At 71.5% G+C, this 25,622-nt stretch carries 19 protein-coding genes and 1 pseudogene; 10 read left to right on the top strand and 10 right to left on the bottom strand.

The genetic code is table 11. The annotated features are described in order from the left end of the window. Positions 1-476 precede the first annotated feature (476 nt). Complete coding sequence (gene hpnH, locus BLW78_RS26925; protein WP_020095300.1) at positions 477-1,640, top strand: adenosyl-hopene transferase HpnH; 1,164 nt, start codon at positions 477-479, stop codon at positions 1,638-1,640. Positions 1,641-1,717: 77 nt separating this feature from the next. Here hpnH and BLW78_RS26920 read toward each other — a convergent pair whose 3' ends face one another. The 4 genes from BLW78_RS26920 to BLW78_RS26905 are packed head-to-tail and all read right to left on the bottom strand — an operon-like array spanning position 1,718 to position 4,420. Next, the gene (locus BLW78_RS26920) at positions 1,718-2,338 is read right to left on the bottom strand and encodes a GNAT family N-acetyltransferase (RefSeq protein WP_091683189.1); all 621 of its coding nucleotides are present in this window, start codon (positions 2,336-2,338) and stop codon (positions 1,718-1,720) included. Positions 2,339-2,367: 29 nt separating this feature from the next. Continuing rightward, positions 2,368-3,150 (bottom strand): hypothetical protein, encoded by a 783-nt coding sequence (locus BLW78_RS26915; protein WP_091683188.1) that lies wholly within the window; start codon positions 3,148-3,150, stop codon positions 2,368-2,370. Positions 3,151-3,173: 23 nt separating this feature from the next. Then, entirely contained in the window at positions 3,174-3,374 is a 201-nt protein-coding gene (locus BLW78_RS26910) for a hypothetical protein (RefSeq protein ID WP_012317969.1), read from the bottom strand. Next, positions 3,371-4,420 (bottom strand): hydantoinase/oxoprolinase family protein, encoded by a 1,050-nt coding sequence (locus BLW78_RS26905; protein ID WP_091683186.1) that lies wholly within the window; start codon positions 4,418-4,420, stop codon positions 3,371-3,373. The genes BLW78_RS26910 and BLW78_RS26905 overlap by 4 nt, the downstream gene beginning before the upstream one ends. A gap of 9 nt (positions 4,421-4,429) precedes the next feature. Between BLW78_RS26905 and BLW78_RS26900 the strand changes: the two genes are divergently transcribed. Together BLW78_RS26900 and leuD are read left to right on the top strand one after the other, a co-directional pair. Beyond that, positions 4,430-5,161: a HisA/HisF-related TIM barrel protein gene (locus BLW78_RS26900; RefSeq protein WP_091683184.1), complete on the top strand. Its 732-nt coding sequence runs from the start codon at positions 4,430-4,432 to the stop codon at positions 5,159-5,161. Positions 5,162-5,230: 69 nt separating this feature from the next. After that, positions 5,231-5,833 carry a 3-isopropylmalate dehydratase small subunit gene (gene leuD, locus BLW78_RS26895; protein WP_020095295.1) on the top strand — a complete coding sequence of 201 codons (603 nt, stop codon included), beginning with the start codon at positions 5,231-5,233 and terminating at the stop codon, positions 5,831-5,833. Positions 5,834-5,905: 72 nt separating this feature from the next. Here the strand turns inward: leuD and BLW78_RS26890 are convergent, their stop codons facing one another. Further along, positions 5,906-6,577 (bottom strand): O-methyltransferase, encoded by a 672-nt coding sequence (locus BLW78_RS26890; protein ID WP_091683183.1) that lies wholly within the window; start codon positions 6,575-6,577, stop codon positions 5,906-5,908. A gap of 93 nt (positions 6,578-6,670) precedes the next feature. On the opposite strand from BLW78_RS26890, the gene BLW78_RS26885 reads away from it, so the two are divergent. Then, complete coding sequence (locus BLW78_RS26885; RefSeq protein WP_091683181.1) at positions 6,671-7,324, top strand: TetR/AcrR family transcriptional regulator; 654 nt, start codon at positions 6,671-6,673, stop codon at positions 7,322-7,324. 49 nt (positions 7,325-7,373) lie between these two features. On the opposite strand, the gene BLW78_RS26880 is transcribed toward BLW78_RS26885, so the two are convergent. Further along, positions 7,374-7,715 carry a carboxymuconolactone decarboxylase family protein gene (locus tag BLW78_RS26880; RefSeq protein ID WP_020095292.1) on the bottom strand — a complete coding sequence of 114 codons (342 nt, stop codon included), beginning with the start codon at positions 7,713-7,715 and terminating at the stop codon, positions 7,374-7,376. A 171-nt stretch (positions 7,716-7,886) separates the two neighbouring features. Between BLW78_RS26880 and BLW78_RS26875 the strand changes: the two genes are divergently transcribed. The 3 genes from BLW78_RS26875 (at position 7,887) to BLW78_RS26865 (ending at position 11,549) form a co-directional block, all read left to right on the top strand. Beyond that, positions 7,887-9,101: a lytic murein transglycosylase gene (locus BLW78_RS26875; protein ID WP_020095291.1), complete on the top strand. Its 1,215-nt coding sequence runs from the start codon at positions 7,887-7,889 to the stop codon at positions 9,099-9,101. After that, complete coding sequence (locus BLW78_RS26870) at positions 9,098-9,481, top strand: RidA family protein (RefSeq protein WP_091683180.1); 384 nt, start codon at positions 9,098-9,100, stop codon at positions 9,479-9,481. Before BLW78_RS26875 ends, BLW78_RS26870 begins: the two co-directional genes overlap by 4 nt. 481 nt (positions 9,482-9,962) lie before the next feature. Continuing rightward, positions 9,963-11,549, top strand: coding sequence for a methyl-accepting chemotaxis protein (locus BLW78_RS26865; RefSeq protein WP_091683178.1), 1,587 nt, complete (start codon positions 9,963-9,965; stop codon positions 11,547-11,549). Positions 11,550-11,663: 114 nt separating this feature from the next. On the opposite strand, the gene rplS is transcribed toward BLW78_RS26865, so the two are convergent. The 3 genes from rplS to argB all read right to left on the bottom strand — a co-directional run bounded on the left by rplS (position 11,664) and on the right by argB (position 14,133). After that, positions 11,664-12,065: a 50S ribosomal protein L19 gene (gene rplS, locus BLW78_RS26860; RefSeq protein WP_091683176.1), complete on the bottom strand. Its 402-nt coding sequence runs from the start codon at positions 12,063-12,065 to the stop codon at positions 11,664-11,666. 222 nt (positions 12,066-12,287) lie between these two features. Then, positions 12,288-13,037: a pyrimidine 5'-nucleotidase gene (locus tag BLW78_RS26855; protein WP_042672461.1), complete on the bottom strand. Its 750-nt coding sequence runs from the start codon at positions 13,035-13,037 to the stop codon at positions 12,288-12,290. 202 nt (positions 13,038-13,239) lie between these two features. Beyond that, complete coding sequence (argB, locus tag BLW78_RS26850) at positions 13,240-14,133, bottom strand: acetylglutamate kinase (RefSeq protein WP_020095286.1); 894 nt, start codon at positions 14,131-14,133, stop codon at positions 13,240-13,242. Positions 14,134-14,445: 312 nt separating this feature from the next. On the opposite strand from argB, the gene BLW78_RS26845 reads away from it, so the two are divergent. The 3 genes from BLW78_RS26845 to BLW78_RS26835 all read left to right on the top strand — a co-directional run bounded on the left by BLW78_RS26845 (position 14,446) and on the right by BLW78_RS26835 (position 24,964). Next, on the top strand, positions 14,446-15,789 hold the full coding sequence (locus BLW78_RS26845; protein ID WP_091683174.1) for a UDP-glucose dehydrogenase family protein: 1,344 nt from the start codon (positions 14,446-14,448) through the stop codon (positions 15,787-15,789). Between the two features lie 368 nt (positions 15,790-16,157). Further along, positions 16,158-23,600 carry a type I polyketide synthase gene (locus BLW78_RS26840; RefSeq protein WP_170855259.1) on the top strand — a complete coding sequence of 2,481 codons (7,443 nt, stop codon included), beginning with the start codon at positions 16,158-16,160 and terminating at the stop codon, positions 23,598-23,600. Then, on the top strand, positions 23,597-24,964 hold the full coding sequence (locus tag BLW78_RS26835; RefSeq protein ID WP_012317954.1) for an aminotransferase class I/II-fold pyridoxal phosphate-dependent enzyme: 1,368 nt from the start codon (positions 23,597-23,599) through the stop codon (positions 24,962-24,964). Before BLW78_RS26840 ends, BLW78_RS26835 begins: the two co-directional genes overlap by 4 nt. Before the next feature lie 198 nt (positions 24,965-25,162). Here the strand turns inward: BLW78_RS26835 and BLW78_RS26830 are convergent. Then, positions 25,163-25,622: pseudogene (locus BLW78_RS26830) on the bottom strand (sugar transporter); the annotation flags it as partial.

The following is a 25,622-nucleotide window of genomic DNA, read 5'->3' as shown; positions in this document are numbered from 1 at the left end:
TCGAGGAACGCCACACCGCCCGATCCGAGCGCGCCGCGCGCGCCCGGCACCCGACTGATTGCGCCCGATGCGGTCCGCGGTCGGGACACCCGCCGCGGGCCGGGACTTGCATCGCGGCCACGAGGCTCAGTAAAGAGGGCGATGCCAGATTGCAACGCGGCCGCCGTGGCGCGCATCCCGCGCCCGCCCGTGTGCGCTAGCGCACGGCGTTTCTGGCGCGGCCACCCGAATCGTGGGATTCCGGTCGTATTGCCGACGCAATGCACGTGCTGTCCTCAACGATCGGGCGCGTCCGCCCACGGGCTCCGCAAGCGCGGTCCATGTGGCGCCGTTGCGTCAGGCACGGAATAAGATGTCATCGCCCCGCCGAAACGAGGTCATTTCAGATTAGTTCCAAGCTAGATGGCTGGAATTCGAGATTTTTTCGCGTTAAGCACCCCGATGTCCCGGGGCCGACGAAGTAAGGAGCCGCAATCTTGGGTATCCCCCTCCGGTACGTCGCGAAGATCGGCGGCTACATCCTGAAGCAGCACCTCACGGGCCGCAAGCGTTACCCGCTTGTGATGATGATGGAGCCGCTGTTCCGCTGTAACCTAGCCTGCGCCGGCTGCGGCAAGATCGACTACCCGGACGAGATCCTGAACAAGCGCCTCCCGGTCGCCGACGCGCTCGAATCGGTGCGCGAGTGCGGCGCCCCGGTGGTGGTGATCGCCGGCGGCGAGCCGCTCCTCCACAAGGACCTGCCGCAGATCGTCGAGGGCATCATCGCCCAGAAGAAGTTCGCGATCGTCTGCACGAACGCGCTGCTCCTCGAGAAGAAGATCAAGGAGTACAAGCCGAGCCCGTACTTCACGTGGTCGATCCATCTGGACGGCGACAAGGAGATGCACGACCAGTCGGTGTGCCAGCGCGGCGTCTACGACAAGGCCGTGGCGGCGATCGCGAAGGCCAAGGAGATGGGCTTCCGGGTCACCATCAACTGCACCTTCTTCAACAATTCCCAGCCGGAGAAGATCGCCGACTTCTTCGACAGCGTGACCCGGATGGGCATCGACGGCATCACCGTCTCCCCCGGCTACGCCTACGAGCGCGCCCCCGACCAGAAGCACTTCCTGAACCGCAAGGCGACGAAGGACCTGTTCCGCGGCGTGTTCCGGCACGGCAAGGAGAAGGGCCGCGAGAAGTGGACCTTCCAGCAGTCGGGCCTGTTCCTCGACTTCCTGGCCGGCAACCAGACCTACCACTGCACCCCGTGGGGCAACCCGACCCGCACCGTGTTCGGCTGGCAGAAGCCCTGCTACCTGCTCGGCGAGGGCTACGCGGCGACCTTCAAGGAGCTGATGGAGACCACCGACTGGGACGCCTACGGCACCGGCAACTACGAGAAGTGCGCCGACTGCATGGTCCACTCGGGCTACGAGGCCTCCTCGGTGGTCGATTCGGTCCGCAAGCCCTGGAAGCCGCTGGTGCACGCGATCCGCGGCATCAAGACCGAGGGCGAGATGGCGCCCGAGGTCAGCCTGGAGAACCAGCGCCCGGCCGAGTTCGTGTTCTCGCGCAACGTCGCGCAGAAGCTGTCCGAGATCAAAGCGGCCGGCGTCGACACGAAGCAGGAAGCCCGCAAGCGCACCGCCGCCTGACCGGCGCGCGCGACTGACGACACGAGACCCGCGGCCGCGAGGCCGCGGGTCTCTTCGTGTCCGGACCCCGCGGCGCCTCAGCCGAGCCGCGGCACGTGCGGGGCACAGTCGCGCGGCAGGGTCCCGTCGAGCCGCGGATCGGGCGCGACCTCGACGTGGATCGCGAAAGGAACGAAGCCGGAGCGCCGGTAGAAGGCGAGCGCGCCGGGATGGTCCAGCGTGCAGGTATGCACCCAGAACCGCGCGATCGGGCGCGCCCAGGCCCGGCCGATCGCCGCGTTCATCAGCGTGCGGCCAATCCCGGTACCGACCGCGTCCCCGGTCAGTCCGAGGAAGACCAGCTCGCAGGTGCCGGGCCGGCGGAAATCCAGTTCCAGCATGCCGACGTTCCGCCCGTCCCGCTGCAGCGCGAGAATCTCGACATCCCGGTCGGCCAAAATCGCCGCCAGCGCTTCGTCGGCCAGAGTGAGGCGCGAGAACCAGAGCCAGTCGGCGCCCACCGCCCGGAACAGGCTCCGGTAGGTCTCCGGGTCGGTGCGTTCCAGGGGCTCGAGGGCGAGCCCGGGCGGGAACGGCCGTCCGGGCCGCGGGGGCGGCGGGCGCAGCATCTCCAGGCTGGTGACGATCGTGGCGAGATGGCCGGGCGGCACCGCCGCGTAGCCCGGTGTGAGGGTCGGGATTCCCGTCTCCGGCAGCATCGATCCCCTCCGCGGTCGCCTCGGCCCGGTCAGGCGGAAAGTGGGCGCCGTCGCGCGACCAGCCACGGCAGCACGCAGGCCGCCGACACCGCGATCGCGGCGGCGTAGGCCGCGACCGGGTCGATCCGCCCGAGCAGCAGGTGCACGCAGACATAGAAGGCCAGCACGCCGAACGCGCCCTGGGCGCTGCCGCGCACCACGTCCAGCGCGGCGCCGACCCCGTCCTGCGCCCGGGCGAAGACGATGAGCGGCCAGGAGATGATCGGGATCGGCGCCAGGACGCCGCTCAGGCCGGAACCGAGATGCGGCGCCAGCCCCGAGACCATCAGGACCAGGGCGGTGGCGGCCGCGAGCCGGGCCGGCATGTCCCAGCGCGGCGGGCGCGCCCGGCGGGCCGGCGATTCGGTCCCCGCGGCCGGCCGGCACAGGGCGACCACCAGGACCATCGCCGGCAGGTCGATCGCCGTGGCGAGCCACAGGCCGGGCTGGATCACCCCGTGCAGCAGCGCGCCGCCGAGGACGAAGCCCGCGAGGGCGAGCAGCGCGGCCGCGAGGCCCCCCGTCCGCGGCGCGGCGACGGCGTAGACGAGGTAGCTGACGGTGACCGCGCCGAGCCCCTCCACCGAGCCGATCGCCGCGTCGGCGGCGAAGCGCTCGCCCTGCTCGGCGGCGAGGTAGATCGAGATCGGCGCCGAGGTCAGCGGGAGGCCCGAGAGCAGGCCGCCGACGAGGCTGCCCCACCGGCGCGCGGCCGCCGACACGGCCCACATCAGGGTCGGCGTGACGACGATCTTGGCGGCGATCAGGCTCATGGCGACCGGCGGGGCCCGGGGCCTCAGGCCGCCTGGGGCGGCCCGTCATCCTCCGGGTCGGCGGGCGAGTTGAGGATGTCCTCGAGCTCGTCGACCAGCCGGTCGACCTGGTCCTCGGTGGCGAGCACCTTCAGAACTTCCCCGGTCTCCGTCTCGACGGCCAGCTCGATATGCGGCCCGACCCGGGCCGTCAGGATCCGGGCCAGGATCTTGATTGCGCTCATGCGAGTGCCTCCTCCGCGGCGATGAGGCCGACCGCCACCGCCGGTCCACAGGTCGAGATGCCGTCGCGCGCGCCGCCGATCCGGTCCGCCAGCAGCGTCACGAGCGGTGTCGAGGGCCGGCCGAGACGCTCGGCGAGGCGGGCGCCCACGAAGGCGCCGGCGCCGCACAGGACGAGGGGCGCGTCCGCGCCGAGATCGGGCCGGCTGAGGATCTCCGCCGCCGCGTCGTGCAGCAGGCGCAGCTGCGCCTCGGCGAAATGGGCGGCGAGCGCCGTCCAGGCCGCTCCGGGCGCCTCCGCCCGGTCCCGCCCGACGATCCGGGCGAGCCGGGTCTCGCTCTCGGCGACCGTCTTGCCCTTGCGGTCGCCGCTCGGCTGCTGGTCGGCGCCCTCGGGGAGCTGGCCGAGGATGCGGTAGACGTCCGCCATGTGGGCGAAGGTCTCGGTCATCAGCCGGGTCCGGCGGCCCGCGAAGGGGGCGTGGTCGGACAGGGCGATCACCGGCGTGCGCACCGCGCCGGTATAGACGAGCTCGCCGGTCTCCAGCCGCTCGGCGTCGCTGTAGCCGGTCGCGGCCGGCCGCCCGCCCACGACGGGAATCAGGTCGGCGGTGGTCGAGCCGATATCGACCAGCAGCGCGTCCGGGACGTGCCGGCCGGCGAGCGCCGCGGTGGCGTGCCAGTTGGCCGAGGCCACGTCCGCCGACAGGGATGCGGCCGCCTCGGGGGCGACGAGGCCGGAGCGGCCGGCGTAGATCCGCACGGTCCCGGCGAGGTGCGACCCGGCCCATCCGGCGAGCGCCGCGACGCCGTCGCGCCGGTCGGCGAAGCAGTCGGTCAGCTCGCCCGTCATGGTCACGGCGTGCAGGGCCGCGCCGCGGGCCCAGTCGGGGGCGGCCTCCAGCGCCCGGTCGAGGGCCGGCAGGCCCTGCCAGAGCGGGCACGGCACCTGGGCGGCGGCCGCGACCCGGCCGTCCTCGACCAGGGCGACCTTGACGTGGACCCCGCCGAGGTCCCACCCGATGGTCGTTGGGTTTGATGAGCGCATGGGACCGCGATGAGCGCCTCGATGGACCACAGGATCGGGCGCCCCGGCTTCGCGGTGATCCCGGTGCTCGATCTCCGGGGCGGCCGCGTGGTGCGGGCGCGCCGGGGCGAGCGCTCCTCCTATGCCCCGATCGAGACGCCCTTGGCAAAGGGCTCGGCGCCGGACGCGGTGGCCCGCGGGCTGGTCGACGCGTGGCCCGCCGCGATCCTCTACGTCGCCGATCTCGACGCGATCATCGACCGCGCCGCGCCCGATCTCCGCGCCCTGGAGACGATCGCCCGCGCCTGCCCGGGGATCGCCCTGTGGGTCGATGCCGGCTTCGCCGAGCCGGAGGGCGTCGCGGCGTTCCTGGAGGCCGGGCTCGGGCGACCGGTGATCGGCAGCGAGAGCCAGGCGGATGCCGACCTCGTGACGCGGCTCGGCGACCGGGCGGTGTTTTCTCTCGACACGCGCGGCGCGGAGCGCCTCGGCCCGGCGGCCCTCCACGACGATCCGGCGCTCTGGCCGCCGGAGGTGATCGCCATGACGCTGGCGCAGGTCGGCGCCGGGGCCGGCCCGGACCTCGCGGCCCTGGGAGCCCTGCGCGCGCGGGCGCCGGATCGCCGCCTCTACGCGGCGGGCGGCGTGCGCGGCCCTGACGACCTGCGGGCGCTCCGGGCGGCCGGGATCGCCGGGGCGCTGGTCGCCTCGGCCCTCCACGACGGCACCCTGTCCCGGGCGACGGCGCCCGACCTCGCCTGACGCTTCCGGCCCGGGCCCGCGGCTGCTAAACCGCGCGACAGAGAGACCACCGACACGAGCCGTCAGACGATGGAAAAGTTCACCACCCTGGAGGGCGTCGCGGCGCCCCTGCGGACGATCAACGTCGATACCGACCGGATCATCCCGGCGAAGTACCTGAAGACGATCCGGCGGACCGGCCTCGGCAAGAGCCTGTTCGCCGAGATGCGCTACCGCGAGGACGGCTCCGAGAACCCGGACTTCATCCTCAACCAGCCGGCCTACCGAAACAGCAAGATCCTGGTGTGCGGCGACAATTTCGGCTGCGGCTCGTCCCGGGAGCACGCGCCCTGGGCGCTGGCCGATTTCGGCATCCGCTGCGTGATCTCCACGAGCTTCGCCGACATCTTCTTCAACAACTGCGCGAAGAACGGCATCCTGGCGATCGTCGTGTCGCCCGAGGATCTGGAGAAGCTCTTCGAGGACGCCGAGCGCGGCGCGAACGCCACCCTGACGGTCGACCTGGCGGCGCAGACGATCCGGGGACCGGACGGCGGCACCCTGCATTTCGACGTCGACGAGGGCCGCAAGCACAACCTGCTGAACGGCCTGGACGAGATCGGGCTGACGCTGGAGCGCGTCTCCTCCATCGACGCCTACGAGCAGAAGCTCGCCCAGCGCGAGTGGGCCTGAGCGACCGGACCCGCGTCCCGACGGCGGTCGCGTCGCGCTGAGGCGACCGCCGGTCCGAGGCCAGGGCCTGCCTCACCCGAGCCGCATGGACAGCTCCACGTCCTCGGCGAACGGCACCGACAGGTAGCCGCGGCTCGGCGCGCGCACCCGCTGCAGGTAGTCCGGGCTGTGGTCCGCGTTGTCGGCGACCACCAGGGCCCCCGGTCCGAGGCGACTCTCCACGAGGCTCAGAACCTCCGGATAGAGCCCCTTCGCCCCGTCGAGGAGCAGCAGGTCGACCGAGTCGGGCAGGTCGAGGCCGAGGGTCTGGAGGGCGTCGCCCTCGCGGAACTCGACGAGGTCCGCCAGCCCGGCCTCCATCAGGTTCGCCCGCGCCCGCACCACCTTGGACGGCTCGAACTCGCAGGTGATCAGCCGGCCGCCGCCGTTGTCGCGCAGGGCCGCGGCGAGGTGCAGGGTCGAGAGACCGAAGGACGTGCCGAACTCGACGATCGTCCGCGCCCGGCGGGTTCGCGCGAGCATGTAGAGCAGCCGGCCGGTCTCCCGCGAGACCGCGAGGGGCATATCCTTGAGCCGGCTGTAGAAGTCCCGGTAGCCGGTGCGGCTGCCCATGAGGCGCGCCCGCTCGTCCGCCGAGAGATCGCCGATGGCGCTCAAGGGTGAGGAGGCCTCCGCCTGCGCGAAGAGACTGTCCAACAGCGACGCGATACGCGGTTCGGCGAGTGTGGATGCTGAGAGTGACATGGCGCGTTGCTTTCCGTCTTGCGCGTTCAACTGAACACGACGCAGAGTACCGGCGCCCCCTGCCCGCGCCTATTCGCGTTCCGAGCCCCGCCCATGCCCGACCGGCCAAGTCTCGGAATCTCCAGGCGAAAGCAGCCCCGGCAGGCGCGCTCCAGCGACCTCGTCGCGGCCGTTCTGGAGGCCGCCGCTCAGGTTCTGGCGGAGGTCGGCGCGGCGCGCTTCACGACGGCGCGGGTCGCCGAGCGCGCCGGCGTCAGCATCGGCTCGCTCTACCAGTACTTCCCCAACAAGGCGGCGATCCTGTTCCAGCTCCAGAGCGACGAGTGGCGGGACACGAGCGCCCTCCTCGCCGGCCTTCTGACGGATCCCGCTTGCGCGCCTGGCGAGCGCCTGCGCGCCGCCGTCCACGCCTTCGTGCGCTCGGAATGCGCGGAGGCCGCGATGCGCCGGGCCCTCGACGCGGCCGCCCCGGCCTATCGCGACGCGCCCGAGGCCGCGGAGCCGCAGCTGGCCGGCTCGCAGGCCTTCCGCGACTTCCTGCGCGCGGCGCTTCCCGCTGCGCCCGAGACGGACCTGGCGGTCGCGGGCGAGATCATCGCGATGACGCTCAGCGAGGTCGGCGAGCGCATCTCGGAGGTGGTCCGGACCGAGGCGGCCATGGCGACCTTCGCGGACGCCTTGGCCGACATGCTCTGCGCCTATCTGGACCGCCTGGGCAGCCGAGACCGGGCCGGCGCGCCGTCCTGAAGACGAGCCCCTGGCCCGGCGAACCGGACATGGTCCTATCCCGGTCGGCTCAGCCGGACTCGCCGGTGAACGCCTCGAAGGCGCGGGCGGTGTAGACCAGGGCGGCGCCGGCGTTCAGTGCCACCGCCACGCCCAGCGCCTCCACGACCTCCTCCTTGCTCGCGCCGGCCTTGCGGGCGGCGTCGGAATGCACGGCGATGCAGCCGTCGCACCGGGTCGTGACCGCGACCGCGAGGGCGATCAGCTCGCGGGTCTTCGCGTCCAGCTTGCGCTCGGTCGGGGCCGCCGCGGCGAGCTGGTCGTGGGCCTTGAGGAGGTCCGGGCTTACCGCACCGATGCGCCCGAGCGTGCTGACGAGCTCGGCGCCGTACTGATTCCAGTCCTTCATCATGCGTCCCGTCTCCCTGTTCGTTGACCCGACCGGCGATGCGCCAGTACGGTGCCAACCTACCGGTTGGTAGGCCGGAGGGTCAAGACGAGGCGGGTTTCCTCACCGTTCGTTAACCCACATGTCGCCTGAATCCGCGCCCAGACTCCGTTCCGCATCGTGAGGATCGTCAGCATGCCGAAGCACCCGACGGGACCGAGGACGGCGCGCGCGCTCGGGCTGCTCGCCGGCATCGCGGTCCTGCCCCTGGCGAGCCTGCCGGCGCGAGCCGATTTCGACAGCTGCCTCGCCGGCATCCAGTCGCAGGCGGCAGCGGCGGGCGTCTCGGCGCAGACCTTCCGGGCCGCCACGAGCGGCATCGGCTACGACGACAAGGTGATCGAGCTGTCCCAGGCGCAGCCCGAGTTCAAGACGCCGATCTGGGACTACATGGCGGCGCTCGTCGACGACGAGCGGGTCGAGGACGGGCGCGCGGCCATGCGCCAGAACGCGGCGGCGCTCGCCCAGGCCGAGTCGCGCTACGGGGTCGACCGCTACACGATCGCGGCGGTCTGGGGCGTCGAGTCGAATTTCGGCAAGAACCTCGGCAAGATGCCGCTGGTGCAGTCGCTGGCGACGCTCGCCTGCTCGAACAACCGCCGTCGGGACTTCTTCCGCGGCGAGCTGATCGCCACCCTGCGGATCATCGAGCGCGGCGACATCGCGCCGGAGCGGCTGACCGGCTCCTGGGCGGGCGCCTTCGGCCAGACCCAGTTCATGCCGACGACCTATCAGCGACTCGCCGTGGACGGCGACGGCGACGGCCGGCGCGACGTGGTCGACTCCGTGGCCGACGCCGTCGCCTCCACCGCCAACTTCCTGCGCGTCGCCAAGTGGCAGAACGGTCAGGTGTGGGGCTACGAGGTGAAGCTGCCCCGCGGCTTCAACGTCGGCGCCGCCGGGCGCAAGAACAAGAAGCCGGTCGCCCACTGGGCGTCGCTCGGCGTCACCCGCGCGGACGGGCGCCCGCTCTCGGGCGAGGGCCCGGCCGGGATCCTGGCGCCCGCCGGCATCGACGGACCGGCCTTCCTGGTGACCCGGAACTTCGACGCGATCTACTCGTACAACGCCGCCGAATCCTACGGCCTCGCCATCGCGGTCCTGTCCGACCGGCTGCGCGGCCGGCCCGGCGTCCAGGCCGCCTGGCCGACCGACGATCCGCCCCTGTCGCGGGCCGAGCGCCGCGACCTCCAGACCCGGCTGGCCGCCCGCGGCTACGACGTCGGCGAGCCGGACGGTAAGGTTGGCCAGAAGACGCGCGACGCCATCAAGGACGTCGAGCGCCGGCTCGGCATGACGCCCACGGGCCGCGCCGGCGGCAAGGTTCTGGAGGCCCTGCGCGGCGGATGAGGCGGCGGCTGATCACGTCGGGGTCCCCGTTCGAGCGGGATTACGGCTACTCCCGGGCGGTGGTCGACGGCGACACCGTCTACCTCTCTGGGACGACCGGCTACGACTACGCCACGATGACGATGCCCGACGGCGCCGCCGCGCAGGCCGAGGCCTGCTGGCGCACGATCCGTTCGGTCCTCGCCGAGGCCGGAATCGGCCTCGCCGGCGTCCTGCGCGCCACCTACTACGTCACCGACCGGGACGATGCCGAGGCCGTGCTGGCCGTCTGCGGGCGGGTGCTGGCGGACGTCCGGCCCGCCGCCACGATCGTGGTCGTGGCGGGCCTCCTGCGCCCCGAGATGCGCGTCGAGATCGAGGTGACCGCGCGGATCGGCTAGACGCCTGTCCCGCTCCCGATCGCGCCATCTCCACGCCGTTCCGTCGGGCCGCGGCGCCACTCCGATCCGCAGATGACGTCATCCCATCGTGCCCGAGCTCTGCGTGCAAGGGAGCGGTTCGATCCCGGTCATTCGGGCTGGTCGAGCGTGGCCCCGCGCCGCGGGCACGATCTCAGGTTCTGCCCGGCCGACGACGGCCCGCTCCTGCGGTCGGCGCAGACCGCGTCGCGAGTGACCGCTTCCTCGCCCGCCCTGCGCGTCTGAACCGCGTGTCTTTCAGATCTTGATCCCGATCTGAGAGATCACGTTGACAGGCGGGCTCAGATTTATCAGGCCACACCGCAGCATCGGCGAGGATGTCGATCTTGCGGAACGTATTATGATAAGAAAATTTTTTAGAAAAAGTCTATCGCGTCGGATGATGTCGCAGATTGTCTTGATAGGTCTGCTCATAGCGGTCATCGGTGTCGTCGGACTGCGCATGTATTACCAAGAAATGCTGTCGGGGCGGCTGCAGTCCCTGCGCACGGTCACGGAGTTGTTCACCACCTATGCGCAAAGTCTCGAGAGCCGGGTCAGGAGCGGCGCCCTGTCCCGTGCGGCGGCCCTGGCGGAGCTGGCCGAGACCGCCATGGCCATGCGATTCGATAACGGCACCAACTACGTCGCCATCTACGCGATGGACGGCACGGTCCTGGCGGTCCCCGACCGCCGTCTCGTCGGAAGCAACCAGCTGGAGACCCGGGTCAACGGCGTTCGCGCGGCCGGAACGCTGATCGAACGGCTGAAGACCTCCGACACGGCGACGTTGAGCTATCTCTACCCCCGGCCGGGGCACGAAGGCCTGTCTCCGAAGACGACGCTCGCCGTCAGGTTCGAGCCCTGGGACATCATGATCGCGGCGGGGACCTACACCGACGACATCAGGGCCGCCTTCCAGACGCTCGCCCTCGCGGCGACCGGCCTTCTGCTCGGGGTCGGCGCGCTCGGGGTGATCGGCTCCGTCCTGGTCGGGCGCGGCATCACGCGCCCGCTCGACCGCCTCGGTCGCCGGATGCAGGCGCTCGCCCGGGGCGACGGCGCGGAGCCGATACCGGGACTCGAGCGGACGGACGAGATCGGTCAGATGGCCCGGACCGTCGAAGTGTTCCGGCAGGCGCTGGTCGCCAAGGCCGAGACGGACCGGGCGGTCGCGCGCGAAGCTGAGGCCAAGGTCCGGCATGCGCAGACCCTCGACGCGCTCACCCGGGCGTTCGAGGCCCGGGCCGGGGCGCTGATGACGGGCGTCTCCGCGGCCGCCACCGAGATGCAGGCGACCGCCGAGGCGATGGCGCGGACGGCGTCGCGCACGAGTGCCCGGGCGACGCGCGTCGCCGGGGCCGCGCAGGAGACCGCCGGGAGCGTGCAGAGCGTCGCCGCGGCCACCGAGGAGATGGCGATCACCATCCAGGAGATCTCCGGACGGATGGCGCAATCCTCGGCCAAGACCGCGCGGGCGGCCACCGAGGCGCGGCGTACGGACGCCCTCGTGGGCGATCTCGCCGACGGGGCCGAGCGGATCGGGGCCGTCGCCAGCATGATCGCGGGCATCGCCCGTCAGACCAACCTCCTCGCCCTCAACGCCACGATCGAGGCGGCGCGGGCCGGTGAGGCGGGCCGGGGCTTCGCCATCGTGGCGGGCGAGGTCAAGGCGCTGGCCGAGCAGACCGCGGCCGCGACCGAGGAGATCGCCGCGCGGATCGGCGCGGTCCAGGCCTCGACCCGGCAGGCCGTGGAGGCGATCAACGGGATCGGCCGCAGCGTGGGCGAGGTCAGCACGCTCGCCGCGTCCGTCGCGGCCGCGATCGAGCAGCAGGGCGCGACCACCGAGGAGATCGTGCGCAGCGTCGCGCGCGCGGCGGCCGGCACGGAGGCCGTCACCGGCAACATCGCCGAGGTCTCGCAGGGCGCCGAGGCGACGGGCGAGGCGGCCGAGCAGGTCCTCGGCGCCGCGATCGACCTGTCGCGCAGGTCCGATCAGCTCTCCGCCGAGATCCACCGGCTCCTCGACGGGATCCGGGCTGCCTGAGGCGCGCTATCGGCCGACTGGACGGACCTGTCGGCCACGAAAAAACCGGCCCGGCTGAGCCGGACCGGTCTGAAACGGGGCGATCGCTCCGGCCTGCGGAGCGAATCGGACAGCTTACTCGGCGGCAGCCGGCGCCTGGGCCGGGGTGTCCTTGGCCTTGTAACGGTCGGTGCGCTCGACGATGCGGGCCGACTTACCGCGCCGGTCGCGCAGGTAGTACAGCTTGGCGCGGCGCACCTTGCCGCGGCGGGCCACCTTGATCGAGTCGATCATCGGCGAATGGACCGGGAAGACGCGCTCCACGCCCTCACCGTAGGAGATCTTGCGGACCGTGAAGCTCTCGTTGAGGCCGCCGCCCGAGCGGGCGATGCAGACGCCCTCGTAGGCCTGGACGCGGGTGCGCTCGCCTTCCTTCACGCGGACGTTGACGATGAGCGTATCGCCCGGCTCGAAATCCGGGATGGTCTTGGCGAGGCGCGCGACTTCCTCGCGCTCCAGCTGCTCGATGATGTTCATGGCATAGCTCCGGCCGTCGCGCCGTTCCGCCCCTCATGGGCGATCGGCGCCAGGATTTCGGCGATCCTGTTGTGAGTTGGTCGGCTCTCTACAGGATCGTCGCCGGCTTGTCGATTGGGTTGCCGCCGCGATCCGTCCGCGCTGCTGCCGGCGCGGCGGATCGTCGGTCGACTTGGGATCAGGGCCCGATGCGCGCCGCCCGTGAAGCGCTCCGGCCTCGCGTCAGCGGCGCTCCCCGGATGCGGATCGTACTTCGGGCAGCACGCAGGCAGAGAGGAAGGCGGCGAGATCGTCCGTGATGTGGTCGATATGCGGCTCGCGCACCGCCTCCTGCTCGAAGGCCTCGCGGTAGGGATCGGTGACCTTCGGCACCACCAGCACGGTCGCCATGCCGAGGTCGTGCGGCACCGCGAGGTTGCGGGCGATGTCCTCGAACAGGGCGGCGCGGGTCGGTTCGACGGCGTGCTTCTCCAGGAACCGCTCGTAGGTCGTGCGCTCCGGCTTCGGCACGAAGTCGGCGGCGGCGATGTCGAACACGTCCTCGAAATGGTCGAGGATGCCGAGCTTGGCGGCGACGTTCTCGGCGTGCCGGCGCGACCCGTTGGTCAGGATCAGCTTGCGCCCGGGCAGCCGCTCGATCGCGTCGCCGAGGCTCTTGTCGAGCTTGATCGACGAATGGTCGATGTCGTGCGCGAAATCGAGGAAGTCGTGGGGATCGACCCGCGACTCGACCATCAACGCCGACAGCGTCGTGCCGTAGCGGTGGTAGAAGTACTTCTGCAGGGCGCGGGCTGAGATCCCGTCGAGCCCGTAGAGCTGCATCACGTACAGGGTGATGCGCTCGTCGACCTTCGGCCAGACCGCCGCGTCGCTCGGGTAGAGCGTGTTGTCGAGGTCGAACACCCAGGTGTCGACATCGGCGAAGCCGCGCGCCGCGGGCGTGGTGAACTGGGCCTTGTCGGGGTGGTGCACCGGAACCCCTCAGGTTGCTGTTGCCCCGGAATCTGGACCGGAACGGTCAAGCTCGCAAGTTCGGTGCTTGCCGGTACCTTGCCCGGACCTTGCTGGGGCCGGCCCCTCCGGGGCGGGTGGGGTACGACAATGCGCTGGGCGCGCGGAGGTTGCGCCCGCGCGCCGCGCCGGGATCCGGCACGGTGCGCGGGCGGGCCGGATCTCAGCCGCGACGGATCAGGGTGCCGGCACCGTAATCGGTGAACAGTTCGAGCAGCACGGCGTGGTTGACCTTGCCGTCGAGGATGACGACCGCCTCGACGCCGCGCTCGATCGCGTACATGCAGGTCTCGATCTTCGGGATCATCCCGCCCGTGATGGTGCCGTCGGCGATCAGGCGCCGGCAATCCTCCACGGTGAGTTCCGGGATCAGCTTCTTGTCCTTGTCGAGGACGCCCGGCACGTCGGTGAGCAGCAGCAGGCGCTTGGCCCGGAGCGCCCCGGCGATCGCCCCCGCGAAGGTGTCGGCGTTCACGTTGTAGGTCTGCCCGTCCGCCCCGTAGGCGACCGGCGCCAGGACCGGGATCAGCTCGGCCTTGAGCACCGCGTCGAGGACGCCGCGCTCGACGTGGTCCGGCTCGCCGACGAGGCCCAGATCGACGGTCTGCTCCACGCGGCTCTCGGGATCGACGACGGTCTTCATCGCCCGCTTGGCCCGGACCATGTTGCCGTCCTTGCCGCACAGGCCGACCGCCCGGCCGCCCTCGGCCGAGATCCAGCCGACGATCTGCTTGTTGATCAGGCCGGCCAGGACCATCTCGACCACCTCGACGGTGGCCTCGTCGGTGACGCGCAGGCCGCCGCGGAACTCGGACTGGATGCCGAGCCGGTCGAGCATCTTGCCGATCTGCGGTCCGCCGCCGTGCACGACGATCGGCTTCAGGCCGGACTGCTCCAGCAGGACGATGTCCTCGGCGAAGTCCTCGGCCGCGGCCCGGTCGCCCATGGCGTGGCCGCCGTACTTGATGACGACGATCTCCTGGTCGTAGCGCTGCATGTGGGGCAGCGCCTGGGCCAGGACCTCGGCACGCACGTGCACGTTGGGCAATTCGGTCATCGCGGTCCTTCACCGATCCTTGGGTCGGGTCCTCAGGGGCGGATCCGGGCCTCCCCGTCGGGCGGGGGCGCTTCTACAGGAAGCCGCCCGCGCTGCGAAGCCGCCCCGCGCGCCGTCGCGGAGGCGCGCCGCGCGGATCGGCGGCCGATGCGGGGCGCTCCGGGACCCGCTGTCAAACTACAGTCATCCTTCGCGGGTGTTGCATTCCCGTGACAGACTGGAGCAGATCCAGGCTGGCCCGGGTTGCATCCTCACGCAGCCCGGATCATGTTGCATCGCAGCAAGCCGAGGGCGAGCTGCCGGGAGGGCCCGATGCGGATTGCGATGATTGGGGCCGGATATGTCGGCCTGGTCTCCGGCGCCTGCCTGGCCGATTTCGGCCACACGGTCGTGTGCATCGACCGGGATCCCGACAAGATCGCCAGCCTGAACGCCGGCCGCATGCCGATCTACGAGCCGGGCCTCGACGTCCTGGTCGCCGAGAACGTCCGCCAGGGCCGGCTCGCCTTCCGCGCGACCATGCGGGACGCCGTGGCCGAGGCGGACGCGGTCTTCATCGCGGTGGGCACGCCCTCCCGCCGCGGCGACGGCTTCGCCGACCTGAGCTACGTGTTCGATGCCGCCCGGGAGATCGCCGGGTCCCTGTCCGGCTTCACCGTGGTTGTGACCAAGTCGACCGTTCCGGTGGGCACGGGCGACGAGGTCGAGCGCATCATCCGCGAGACCAACCCCGAGGCGCAGTTCGCGGTCGCCTCGAATCCCGAGTTCCTGCGCGAGGGCGCGGCCATCGCCGACTTCAAGCGCCCCGACCGCATCGTCGTCGGCGCCGAGGAGGCCCGGGCCGAGGCTGTGATGCGCGAGGTCTACCGGCCGCTCTACCTCAACCAGGCGCCGATCATGGTCACCTCGCGCCGGACGGCCGAGCTGACCAAGTACGCGGCGAACGCGTTCCTCGCGGCGAAGATCACGTTCATCAACGAGGTGGCGGACCTGTGCGAGGCGGTGGGCGCGGACGTGCAGGCGGTGGCGCGCGGCATCGGCCTGGACAACCGGATCGGGTCGAAGTTCCTGCACGCCGGGCCGGGCTACGGCGGCTCGTGCTTCCCCAAGGACACGCTGGCCCTGGTCAAGACCGCGCAGGATGCGGGCACGCCGCTGCGGCTGGTCGAGACGGTGGTGGCGGTCAACGACCAGCGCAAGCGCGCGATGGCGCGCAAGGTGATCAAGGCCTGCGGCGGGTCGGTGCGCGGCCGGACGGTGGCGCTGCTGGGCCTGACCTTTAAGCCGAACACCGACGACATGCGCGACGCGCCCGCGCTGGCGATCGTGGCGGGTCTGCAGGACGCCGGCGCCGTAATCCGCGCCTACGATCCCGAGGGCATGGAGCAGGCTCGGATCCTGATGCCGGCTGTGGATTACGCCGAGAACGCCTACGCCTGCGCCGAGGGCGCCGACGCGGTGGTGATCGTCACCGAGTGGAACGCGTTCCGGGCCCTCGACCTCGACCGACTGCGTCAGGCCATGTCGTCCGGTGAGGCGGCTCCCGTGCTGATCGACCTGCGCAACATCTACGACCCCGCGAGCGCCGCGCGCCACGGTTTCACCTATTGCGGCGTCGGACGAACCAAGGAGAGCGTCTCCCGGATCGGGTCTTGATCATCACTGCGCCGGCCTTCGAGCCCGGATTCCTGTGCGGGACCTGCGCGACATCGCGAAGATTTCTTCCGGAATCGGCATCGATGCCGCTAGACGGGCGGCGTCCGCGGAGGCGCAACTGTGGCTTTCTCGTGATCGAGCCCGCGTCTCGGCAGCCGGTCCGGCGGTTCAAACTTGGCGTTTTGACCGTAGGAATTGGATAAGCTTCTGATGAATACATGTCACAGCCTCTGGCAATTTTGCCACGCGGGGATGACCTCGCGTTAGGGCTGGTTGGACACCGCAATGGTGCCACAGTAAGGGGTGAGAGGGTACTCACTCGTCGAGAGCCGAGCCGACTTCCGATAACGAGCGTGTGCGAACCGAACGTGACACAACGTACAGACATTGCGATCGTCGGACGCGCATGCCGACTGCCCGGGGCCCCCAGCGTGGATGGGCTCTGGTCACTCCTGTCCGAAGGGCGCTGCGCCGTCAGCAAGGTGCCGGCCGACCGGTTCTCCCTGGAGCGGTTCGCCCATCCGCGCGCCCATGAGCGCGGCAAGAGCTACACCTGGGCGGCCGGTGTCATCGACGACGTCTGGTCGTTCGACCCGTCGGTCTTCGGCATCTCGCCCCGCGAGGCCGAGCAGATGGATCCGCAGCAGCGGATGCTGCTCGAGCTGACCTGGGAAGCCCTCGAGGACGCGGGCCTGCGCCCGTCGAGCGTGGCCGGCAGCAATATCGGCGTGTTCGTCGGCGCCTCGTCCCTCGATTACGGCAACCTGCGCATTCTCGACGCGCCGTCGGGCGACGCTTACGCGGCGACCGGCAACACGCTCTCGATCATCTCGAACCGCATCTCCTACATCTTCGACCTCAAGGGCCCGAGCTTCACGGTCGACACGGCCTGCTCGTCCTCGCTCGTCGCCTTCGACAACGCCGTGCAGGCGATCCGGTCCGGCCGCGTGGACACCGCGGTCGTCGCCGGCGTGAACGTGCTGGCGAGCCCGTTCAACTTCATCTGCTTCTCCACCGCGCAGATGCTCTCGCGCACCGGCCTGTGCCAGGCGTTCTCCAAGAACGCCGACGGCTACGTGCGCTCCGAGGGCGGCGTGGTGTTCGTGCTGCAGTCGGCCGAGGCCGCGCGGCGCAACGGCGCCACCGTGCGCGCGGTCGTCGCCGCCTCCGGCATCAACTCCGACGGGCGGACCACCGGCATCTCCCTCCCCTCGGGCTACGCCCAGGGCGCCCTGCTGGAGAAGGTCTACCGCGAGGCCGAGATCCGCCTCGACGACCTCGCCTTCATGGAGGCGCACGGCACCGGCACGCCGGTGGGCGACCCGATCGAGGCCTCGGCCATCGGCTCGAAGCTCGGCCGCGGCCGGCAGGCGCCGCTGCCGATCGGCTCGATCAAGACCAATATCGGCCACACCGAGCCGGTCTCCGGCCTCGCCGGCCTGATGAAGGCGACTCTGGCGCTCGAGCACGATCTCGTCCCGCCGTCGCTGCACGCGGCCGAACTCAATCCCGAGATCCCCTTCGGCGAGCTCAACCTGGACGTCGTGCGCGCGCCGCTGAAGATCGGCCGCGGCTCGCGCGAGCGCTTCGCCGGCGTCAACTCCTTCGGCTTCGGCGGCACCAACGCCCACGTCGTCATCACCGACGCGCCCGCCTGGGCGAAACCCGCCGCCGCGACCGCGGAGCCCCAGGCCCAGGTGCTGCTGCTCTCGGCCCAGAGCCGGGCGGCGCTGAACGAGCTCGCCCTCGACTACGCCGAGCGCCTCGAGGCCGCCCCCGAGCAGGTCGCGACCGTTGCGGCCGCGGTGGCGCATCGCCGCGAGCGCATGCCCGCCCGCCTCGCCGTCGCGCTCGACGGCAAGACCGACGTCGCCGCGGCGCTGCGCGCCGTCGGCGAGGGCGAGGACACGCAGGACGCCTTCACCGGCACCGCGGTCGACCGCGTCGCCGAGGTGGCGTTCATCTATTCCGGCAACGGCAGCCAGTGGGCCGGCATGGGCCGCGAGGCCTACGAGGAGAACGCGACCTTCCGCGCGACCTTCGACCGGATCGACACCCTGTTCCGGGCCTACTCGGACTGGTCGCTGAAGGACGCGCTCTACGCCGACGACCTCGACGAGCGCCTCGCGCTGACCAGCGTCTCGCAGCCGCTGATCTTCGCCATCGAGAGCGCCTCGACGGCCGCGCTCAAGGCGAAGGGTCTGATCCCGTCCTACGTCCTCGGCCACAGCGTCGGTGAGATCGCGGCCGCCGAGGCCGCCGGGATCCTCAGCCTGGAGGACGCGGTCCGGGTCATCTACTACCGCAGCCACCACCAGGAGACGACGCACGGCCAGGGCACCATGGCGGTGCTGCTGATGCCGGCCGAGGAGGTCGAGACCTTCCTCAAGGATTACCCGACCCTCGACATCGCCGCCTACAACAGCCCCAAGGCCGTCACGGTCGCCGGGTCGGTGGCCGACATCGACGCCGCCATCAAGGCCCTGTCGCGCAAGCGCCGCCGCGGCCGCAAGCTTGACCTCGCCTACGCCTTCCACGGACGGCTGATGGACCCGACCGAGAAGCCGCTGCTGCGCGACCTCGCGGGCCTCAAGTCGCGGACCGGCACCACCGCGATGGTCTCGACCGTGACCGGCTCGGTGCTGGGCGGCGAGAATTTCGGCGCCGGCTATTGGTGGCGCAACATCCGCGAGCCCGTGCGCTTCTGCGAGGCCGTGCAGGACGCCACCCGCCGCGGCGCCCGCGTGTTCGTGGAGGTCGGCCCGCGCGCGACCCTGATGTCGCACGTCGGTGACGCGGTCGAGCCGCTGGGCATCGAGACCGCCACGGTCGGCGTGATGCACCGCAAGGCTTCCGGCGGCGACCCGATCGCCAAGGCGGTCAGCGCCGCCCTCGTCCAGGGCGCGCAGGTCGACGAGACGCTGCTGTTCGGCGACGCCCCGAAGGGCGACGTCCGCCTGCCCTCCTACCCGTGGCAGCGCCGCCCGTTCCGCCTCGCCGACACCACCGAGGGCGTCGGCGCGATGAGCCCCCGCCCCTATCACCCGCTGATCGGGTCGCGCACGACCTTCGACGGGCTGGAGTGGAACGGCTTCGTCGACCCGGTGACCGTGCCGGAACTGGAGGATCACAAGGTCGACGGCCAGGTGATCATGCCGGGCGCCGGCTTCGTCGAGATGGCCCTGGCCTGCGTTCGCGAGGCCCTGCGCGACGACGAGGTCGTGCTGGCCGACTTCGAGATCGTGGCGCCGATGGTGTTCGCCGAGGACGCCCTGCGCGAGGTCGCGGTGCGCCTGTCGGGCTCCGGCAACGGCATCCAGGTGCTGAGCCGGCCCCGCCTGACCCAGACCCCCTGGCAGCTGCATGCCCAGGCAAAGATCGTCGAGGGCACCTTCTCGGCCCCGAAGACACCGGATCTCGACGGCTTCAGCTTCGAGACCGCGGGCGACCACGTCCTCACCGGCGACGCGCTCTACGCCAAGGCCCTCGCCTCCGGGCTCGGCTTCGGCCCGAGCTTCCAGCAGGTGGCGATGAGCGCGCGGCTCGACGACGCCACGATCGTCTCCGACCTGCTGCCGGCCGAGCCCGACACCCGCTACGGCCTGGTGCCGAACCGGCTCGACGCCTGCTTCCACGGGCTGATCCTGCTGTTCGCCGACCTGCTCGGCGAGAACGGCGGCAAGGCCTACATCCCGGTGCGCTTCGGCGAGGTCCGGATGCTGCGCCCCGGCGCGGTGATCGCCCGCTCGATCATCCGCACCCGCCGCTGCAACGAGCGCTCAATCCTGGCCGACTTCACGCTCCTCGACGCCGAGGGCGCGGTTATCGCCACGATCCGGGAGGGCCGGTTCCAGGCCCTGCGCGCCAAGAGCGGCGGCGACCTCTCGACCTTCGCGATCTCGCAGGTGCCGGAGCTCGCCACCGAGCCGACCGCGATCCCGATGGAGCGCCGCCCGAGCGTGGCCGCGCGTCTGCGCCCGCTCGCCGCCGAGTCGAAGGGGCCGTCCGACGCCGCCCTGTCGCCGGGCCACCTCCTGCTGGAGGGCTGGGCGACCTCGCTCGCCTACCGCCTCGCCTCCGGGCTGGCGCAGGGCGCCACCGTCTCGGTCACCGACAGCCGCGTGCCGGAGGTCCTGCGCCCCTGGCTGCTGAACGCCCTCTACGCCCTGGAGAGCAGCGGCCTCGCCGAGCGCGCGGGCCAGAACTGGGCGCTGGGCGACGGCTCCGCCCTGCCGGCGCCCGACGAGATTATGCGCTGGATCGCCGGCGACCATCCGGACCTCTCGGCCGAGCTCGTGCTGATCGCCGATGTCGGCGCCCTGGTCGACCGCCTGCTCGCCGGCACGCTCACCGACGCGCCGTCCCTGCCGCAGGGGGCGATCGACGCCTTCGTGCTGCGCTCGGCCACCGCGCGCCACGGCGCCGACGTGGTCGCCGGCCTGATCGAGCGGAGCCGTGCCCAGCTCCCGAAGGAGCGGGCGCTGCGAGTCCTGCAGGTCGGCTTCGGCCCGCTCTCGGCCCAGACCGCGACCTTCGCGGCCGCCGCCGAGGCCCGGCTCACCGTGTTCGAGACCGACCGCCGGCTCGCCGAGCGCGCCCGCCTGTCGCTCGGTCGCGCCGCCGCCGTGATCGAGACCGCCGAGGAGCTCGCGCCCGGCAGCTTCGACCTGATCCTGGCGTCGGGCAGCCTGCACCGCGGCGACCGGGCCCTGCCGGGCCAGCTCGCCGGGGCGCTCGCCACCGGCGGCCTGCTGGTGGCCGTGGAGCCGGGCGCCTCCCTGTTCCGCGACCTCGTGTTCGGCCTGACGGCCGGCTGGTTCGAGGAGGCCGCGGGCGGCCTGCCCGTGGGCCGGCTCGAGGATATCGAGGGCTGGCAGCGCATCCTGAGCGCGCACGGCCTGGTCAAGGTCGAGGTCGAGCGGGCCGCCTCCGCCAACGGCGACGACCTGCTGCTGACGGCCGAGGCGCCGGTGCGCCCGGGTCCGGCCCCGGCGCAGAGCTTCGCCTTCATCATCGGTTCGGACGACGAGTTCGCGGCCGAGACCGCCTCCTCCCTGGCGACCCTGCTGGTCGCGGGCGGCGTGCACGTCTCGATCATCCTCGACTCCGAGACCTCCCTGATGGAGCTGGAGAAGGAGACCCCCGACACGGTGGTGTTCCTGGCCGGCGCCTTCACCCGCGGCGGCGAGGCGTCCGAGCGGCTGCGCGACCGCTGCCTCAGCCTGAAGCGCTGCACCGAGCACCTGGGATCCCGCCAGACCAAGCTCTGGGTCGTGGCGCCTGGCGCGACCCGCGACCGCGGCGGCCAGACCACCAACATCGAGGCCGGCGTGTGGGCCTTCTCCCGCACGCTCGCCAACGAAGCCCCGAACCTCGACGTCCGCCGCATCGACCTCTCCCCCGAGATGTCGTCGAAGCGCGCCTCCGAGCGCCTGCGCGACCTCATCCTCTCCGGCACCCCGGAGACCGAGATCGTGCTGGACGACGAGCGGACCCAGGTCGTGCGCTTCCACGCCGGCCGGCCGCAGCACCGGGATCCGGCCGACGCCGTCCCGGCCGAGGCCGCGCGCCTGGAGCGCAGCAACACCGGCGGCTTGAGCGAGATGGTCTGGGGGCCGGCCGAGCGCCGCGCTCCCGGCAAGGGCGAGATGGAGATCGCGGTCGAGGCCACCGGCCTCAACTTCCGCGACGTTCTCTGGGCGCTCTCGATGCTCCCCGAGGAGATCCTCGAGGACGGCTTCGCCGGCCCCCGCCTCGGCCTCGAGTGTGCCGGCCGCGTCACGGCCGTCGGCCCGGGCGTGAAGGGCTTCAAGGTCGGCGATCCGGTCGTCGCCTTCGCCCAGTCGGGCTTCGCCACGCACATCGTTGTGCCGGACCTCGTCGTCGCGCCGATGCCGCACGGCCTCGACCCGATGGCGGCCGCCACCGTGCCGGTTGCCTTCCTCACCGCCTATTACGGCCTCGTCTCCTGCGCCCGGATGCGGCGCGGCGAGTGGGTGCTGGTCCACGGCGGCGCGGGCGGCGTCGGACTCGCTGCCTTGCAGATCGCTAAGCTCAAGGGCGCGCGGGTCATCGCCACGGCCGGCTCCCGCGAGAAGCGGGCCCTCGTGAAGGCGCTGGGCGCCGAGCACGTGCTCGATTCCCGCTCCCTGGCCTTTGTGGACGAGGTCCGAGCGATCACCGGCGACGGCGTCGACATCGTGCTGAACAGCCTGTTCGGCGAGGCGATGGAGCGCTCGCTCAACGCCCTCCGGCCGTTCGGCCGCTTCGTCGAGCTGGGCAAGCGCGACTACGTCGCCAACACCCATATCGGCCTGCGCCCGTTCCGGCGGAACCTCAGCTACTTCGGCGTCGACCTCGACCAGGTGATCCAGCACCAGGGCGACGACGGCGCGCGAATGTTCCGCGAGGTCATGGCCCTGTTCAACGACGGCGGCCTCAAGCCCCTGCCGTACCAGCCCTTCACGGCGGCCGAGACCTCGGACGCGTTCCGGCTGATGCAGCAGTCCGGCCATATCGGGAAGATCGTGATCAGCCCGCCGAAGGCCGGCACGATCATGAAGGACACGGCCCGGCCGTTCACGGTCTCGGTCGAGGGCGTCCACCTGCTGACCGGCGGCCTCGGCGGCTTCGGCCTGGAGGCGGCGCGCTGGCTGATCGACCGGGGCGCCAAGCACCTCGTGCTCGCGGGCCGCAAGGGCGCGGCCACCGACGAGGCCAAGGCCATCGTCGCAGAGCTCAACGCGCGGGGCGTGACCGTCGAGGCGAAGGCCGTCGACATCACGAGCCGCGCCTCGGTGGACCGGCTCATCGCCGGGATCGAGCAGGGCGGCAGGAAACTCGCGGGCGTGCTGCACGCCGCGGCGGTTCTCCAAGACGGCCTGATCTCCAACATCGACGCCGCGGCGCTCGACGCGGTGATCGGCCCCAAGGTGATCGGCGCCCAGCACCTGGACGCCGCCACCCGCGACCGGAGCCTCGACTACTTCGTCCTGTTCTCCTCGGCGACGACCTTCATCGGCAACCCGGGCCAGGGGTCCTACGTGGCCGCCAACGGCTTCATGGAGGGACTCGCGCGCCAGCGCCGCCGCCGCGGCCTGCCCGCGCTGGCCGTGGCCTGGGGCGCCATCGGCGATGTCGGCATGCTCGCCCGCAACAAGGCGGTCATGGAAGGCCTCGCCGGCCGCGTCGGCGTCACGCCGATGGAGGCCCGCCGCTGCCTCGACCTGATGGCTGAGGCGCTGGGCAGCCAGGGCACGTCCCCCGACGAGGCGGTCATCGCCATCGCGGCGATGCACTGGGGCAAGGCGCGCGAGCGTCTCGCCACCATGCGCTCGCCGAGCTACGCCGAACTCGGCTCGGACCAGCAGGCCGAGGCCGGCGGCGTCCAGGCGATCAACATCGCGTCGCTGCTCAAGGGCGGCGACCTCGACGCGGTCCGCAAGACCGTGTCGGACGCGATCGTCGAGGACATCGCCCGCATCCTGCGGCTGCCGAAGGACGACATCAGCCGCGTGCGCCAGCTCTCGGAGATCGGCCTCGACTCGCTGATGGGCGTCGAGCTCGGCGCCAGCCTGCAGGAGCGCTTCGCCCTCGACGCGCCGCCCGCCGGACTTTCGTCGGGCATGACCGTCAACGAGCTGTCGGAGTCCTTAATTCAGGCGGTTTCCGCGCCCATGGACGAGACGGCCGGCGTCGCGATGAGCCTCGTCTCGAAGCATGTCGGCGGTGAGGTCGATGCGCAGATCCTCGCGCCTCTCAAGGAACTCATCGAGCAGACGTCCAGCGAGATCAAAGAGACCAACTCATGACCGACACGGCACGGCCGGACGGCGGGCGCGCGGCGCTCGCCGGCTTCGTGACCAACCGGCTCGGGCGCGCGACGCCGCGCCCGGCCCCCGTCAAGACGGCCTCTCCCGCCGGCAAGTCGGCGGCGCAGAACTTCGAGAACCTGCCGGGCTACCGCGAGCTGAAGCTCCAGCGCCAGGCGGCCGACCTGATCGGTCTGGGCAACCCGTTCTTCCGCGTCCATGACGCCAAGGCCGGGGCCACGACGCGGATCGACCAGAAGAGCTTCACGAACTTCTCGTCCTACGATTACCTCGGCCTGAACGGTCATCCGCGGGTGAGCAACGCTGCGCGGGAGGCGATCGAGGCCTACGGCACGTCCGCGTCGGCGAGCCGGGTCGTGGCGGGCGAGCGGCCCGGACACATCAGCCTCGAGCAGGCGCTGGCCAAGCACTACCAGTCCGAGGGCTGCATCGTGATGGTGAGCGGCCACGCCACCAACGTCACGACCATCGGCGCCCTGCTGGAAGCCGGCGACGTGATCTTCCACGACGCGCTGTCCCACAACAGCATCGTCACCGGCGCGCAGCTGTCGGGCGCCCAGCGGCGCTCCTTCGCGCATAACGACCTCGACGCCCTGGAGACCCTGCTCCAGTCGACCCGCCACGAGCATCGCCGGGCGCTGATCGTGGTCGAGGGCCTCTACAGCATGGACGGCGACGCGCCGGACCTCGCCGGGCTCGTGGCCCTCAAGAAGCGCTACGACGCGTGGCTGATGGTCGACGAAGCGCACGGCCTCGGCGTCACCGGCCGCACCGGCGCCGGCCTGTTCGAGCATTGCGGCGTCGATCCCCGCGAGGTCGACATCTGGATGGGCACGCTATCGAAGACGCTGTCCACCTGCGGCGGCTACATCTGCGGCCCGATCGCGCTGATCGAGTACCTGAAGCACACGGCCGGCGGCTTCGTGTACAGCGTCGGCATGTCGCCGCCGCTGGCCGCCGCCGCCGAGGCGGCCCTGGCCGTGATGCACGCCGAGCCGGAGCGGGTCGAGCGCCTGCGCCAGAACGGCACCCTGTTCCTGGCCACCGCCAAGAAGCTCGGCCTCGACACCGGCTTCAGCCTCGGCCTCGCGGTCGTGCCGATCATCGTCGGCGACTCGCTGAAGGCGGTGACGCTGTCGGACCGGCTGTTCCGCCGGGGCATCAACGTGCAGCCGATCATCCACCCGGCCGTGCCGGAGCGGGCCTCGCGCCTGCGCTTCTTCCTCACCTCCGAGCACACCCCCGACCAGATCCGCGACACCGTGAACGCGGTGGCGGAGGAGCTCGCCGCCATCGACAAGGGCGGCTCGCTGATCGAGCAACTGCTGGCGAAGCGCGTCTGAGCCCGGCCGGGGCCGGGAGCCCCGGTTCCCCGAGAGCGTTACGAAGAAGGGGGCGCGGATCACATCCGCGCCCCCTTCGGCATTCGGGCGACCGGTCTCCGCGGTCTCGGTCGGACGCGCGCATCGGCCGGATCGGCGCGACGCGAACCCGGCATCCGTCGCGCGATGGGGTGGGTGCCCGCGTCGCGGTGCGCCGCCTTACTTGGCGTAGGAATAGGCCAGGGCGGCCGAGGAGACGGGGCCCGTGACGCCGTTGAAGGCGGTGAGGACCTTCTGGACCTCGGTGAAGGGCGCGTTCGACACGTAGATCAGGTCGCGGTTGCGCATCCGGAACGCCTGGGACACGAACAGGCTGTTGGGGTCGCGCATGTCGATCCGGTAGACCACCGGCACCAGAGGCGTGCCGAGAAGCTTCGAGCCGGGGCTGAGCCGGCGCACGACGCTGGCCGGCTCGAACCGGAAGATGAACGTCCCGGCCGGGTCGGCGGCGAAGTCCGACAGGCCGCGCGCCTTGGCCAGCGCCTGCGCCAGCGTGATGCCGTCGGCCTGGAACGGCAGCTCGGTGCTGTTGCCCAGCGCGCCCACCGCGATGAAGGTCTGCGGGTCGCGCACGAGCGTCAGCACGTCGTTGGGCCGCAGGTAGATGTTCTCACGCGGG

It is taken from the genome of Methylobacterium sp. 275MFSha3.1, from assembly GCF_900108435.1.
In the GTDB taxonomy this organism is placed as follows: Bacteria; Pseudomonadota; Alphaproteobacteria; order Rhizobiales; family Beijerinckiaceae; genus Methylobacterium.
Note: the sequence above shows the minus strand (reverse complement) of the source record. Positions and strands in the feature narration are given on the sequence as shown.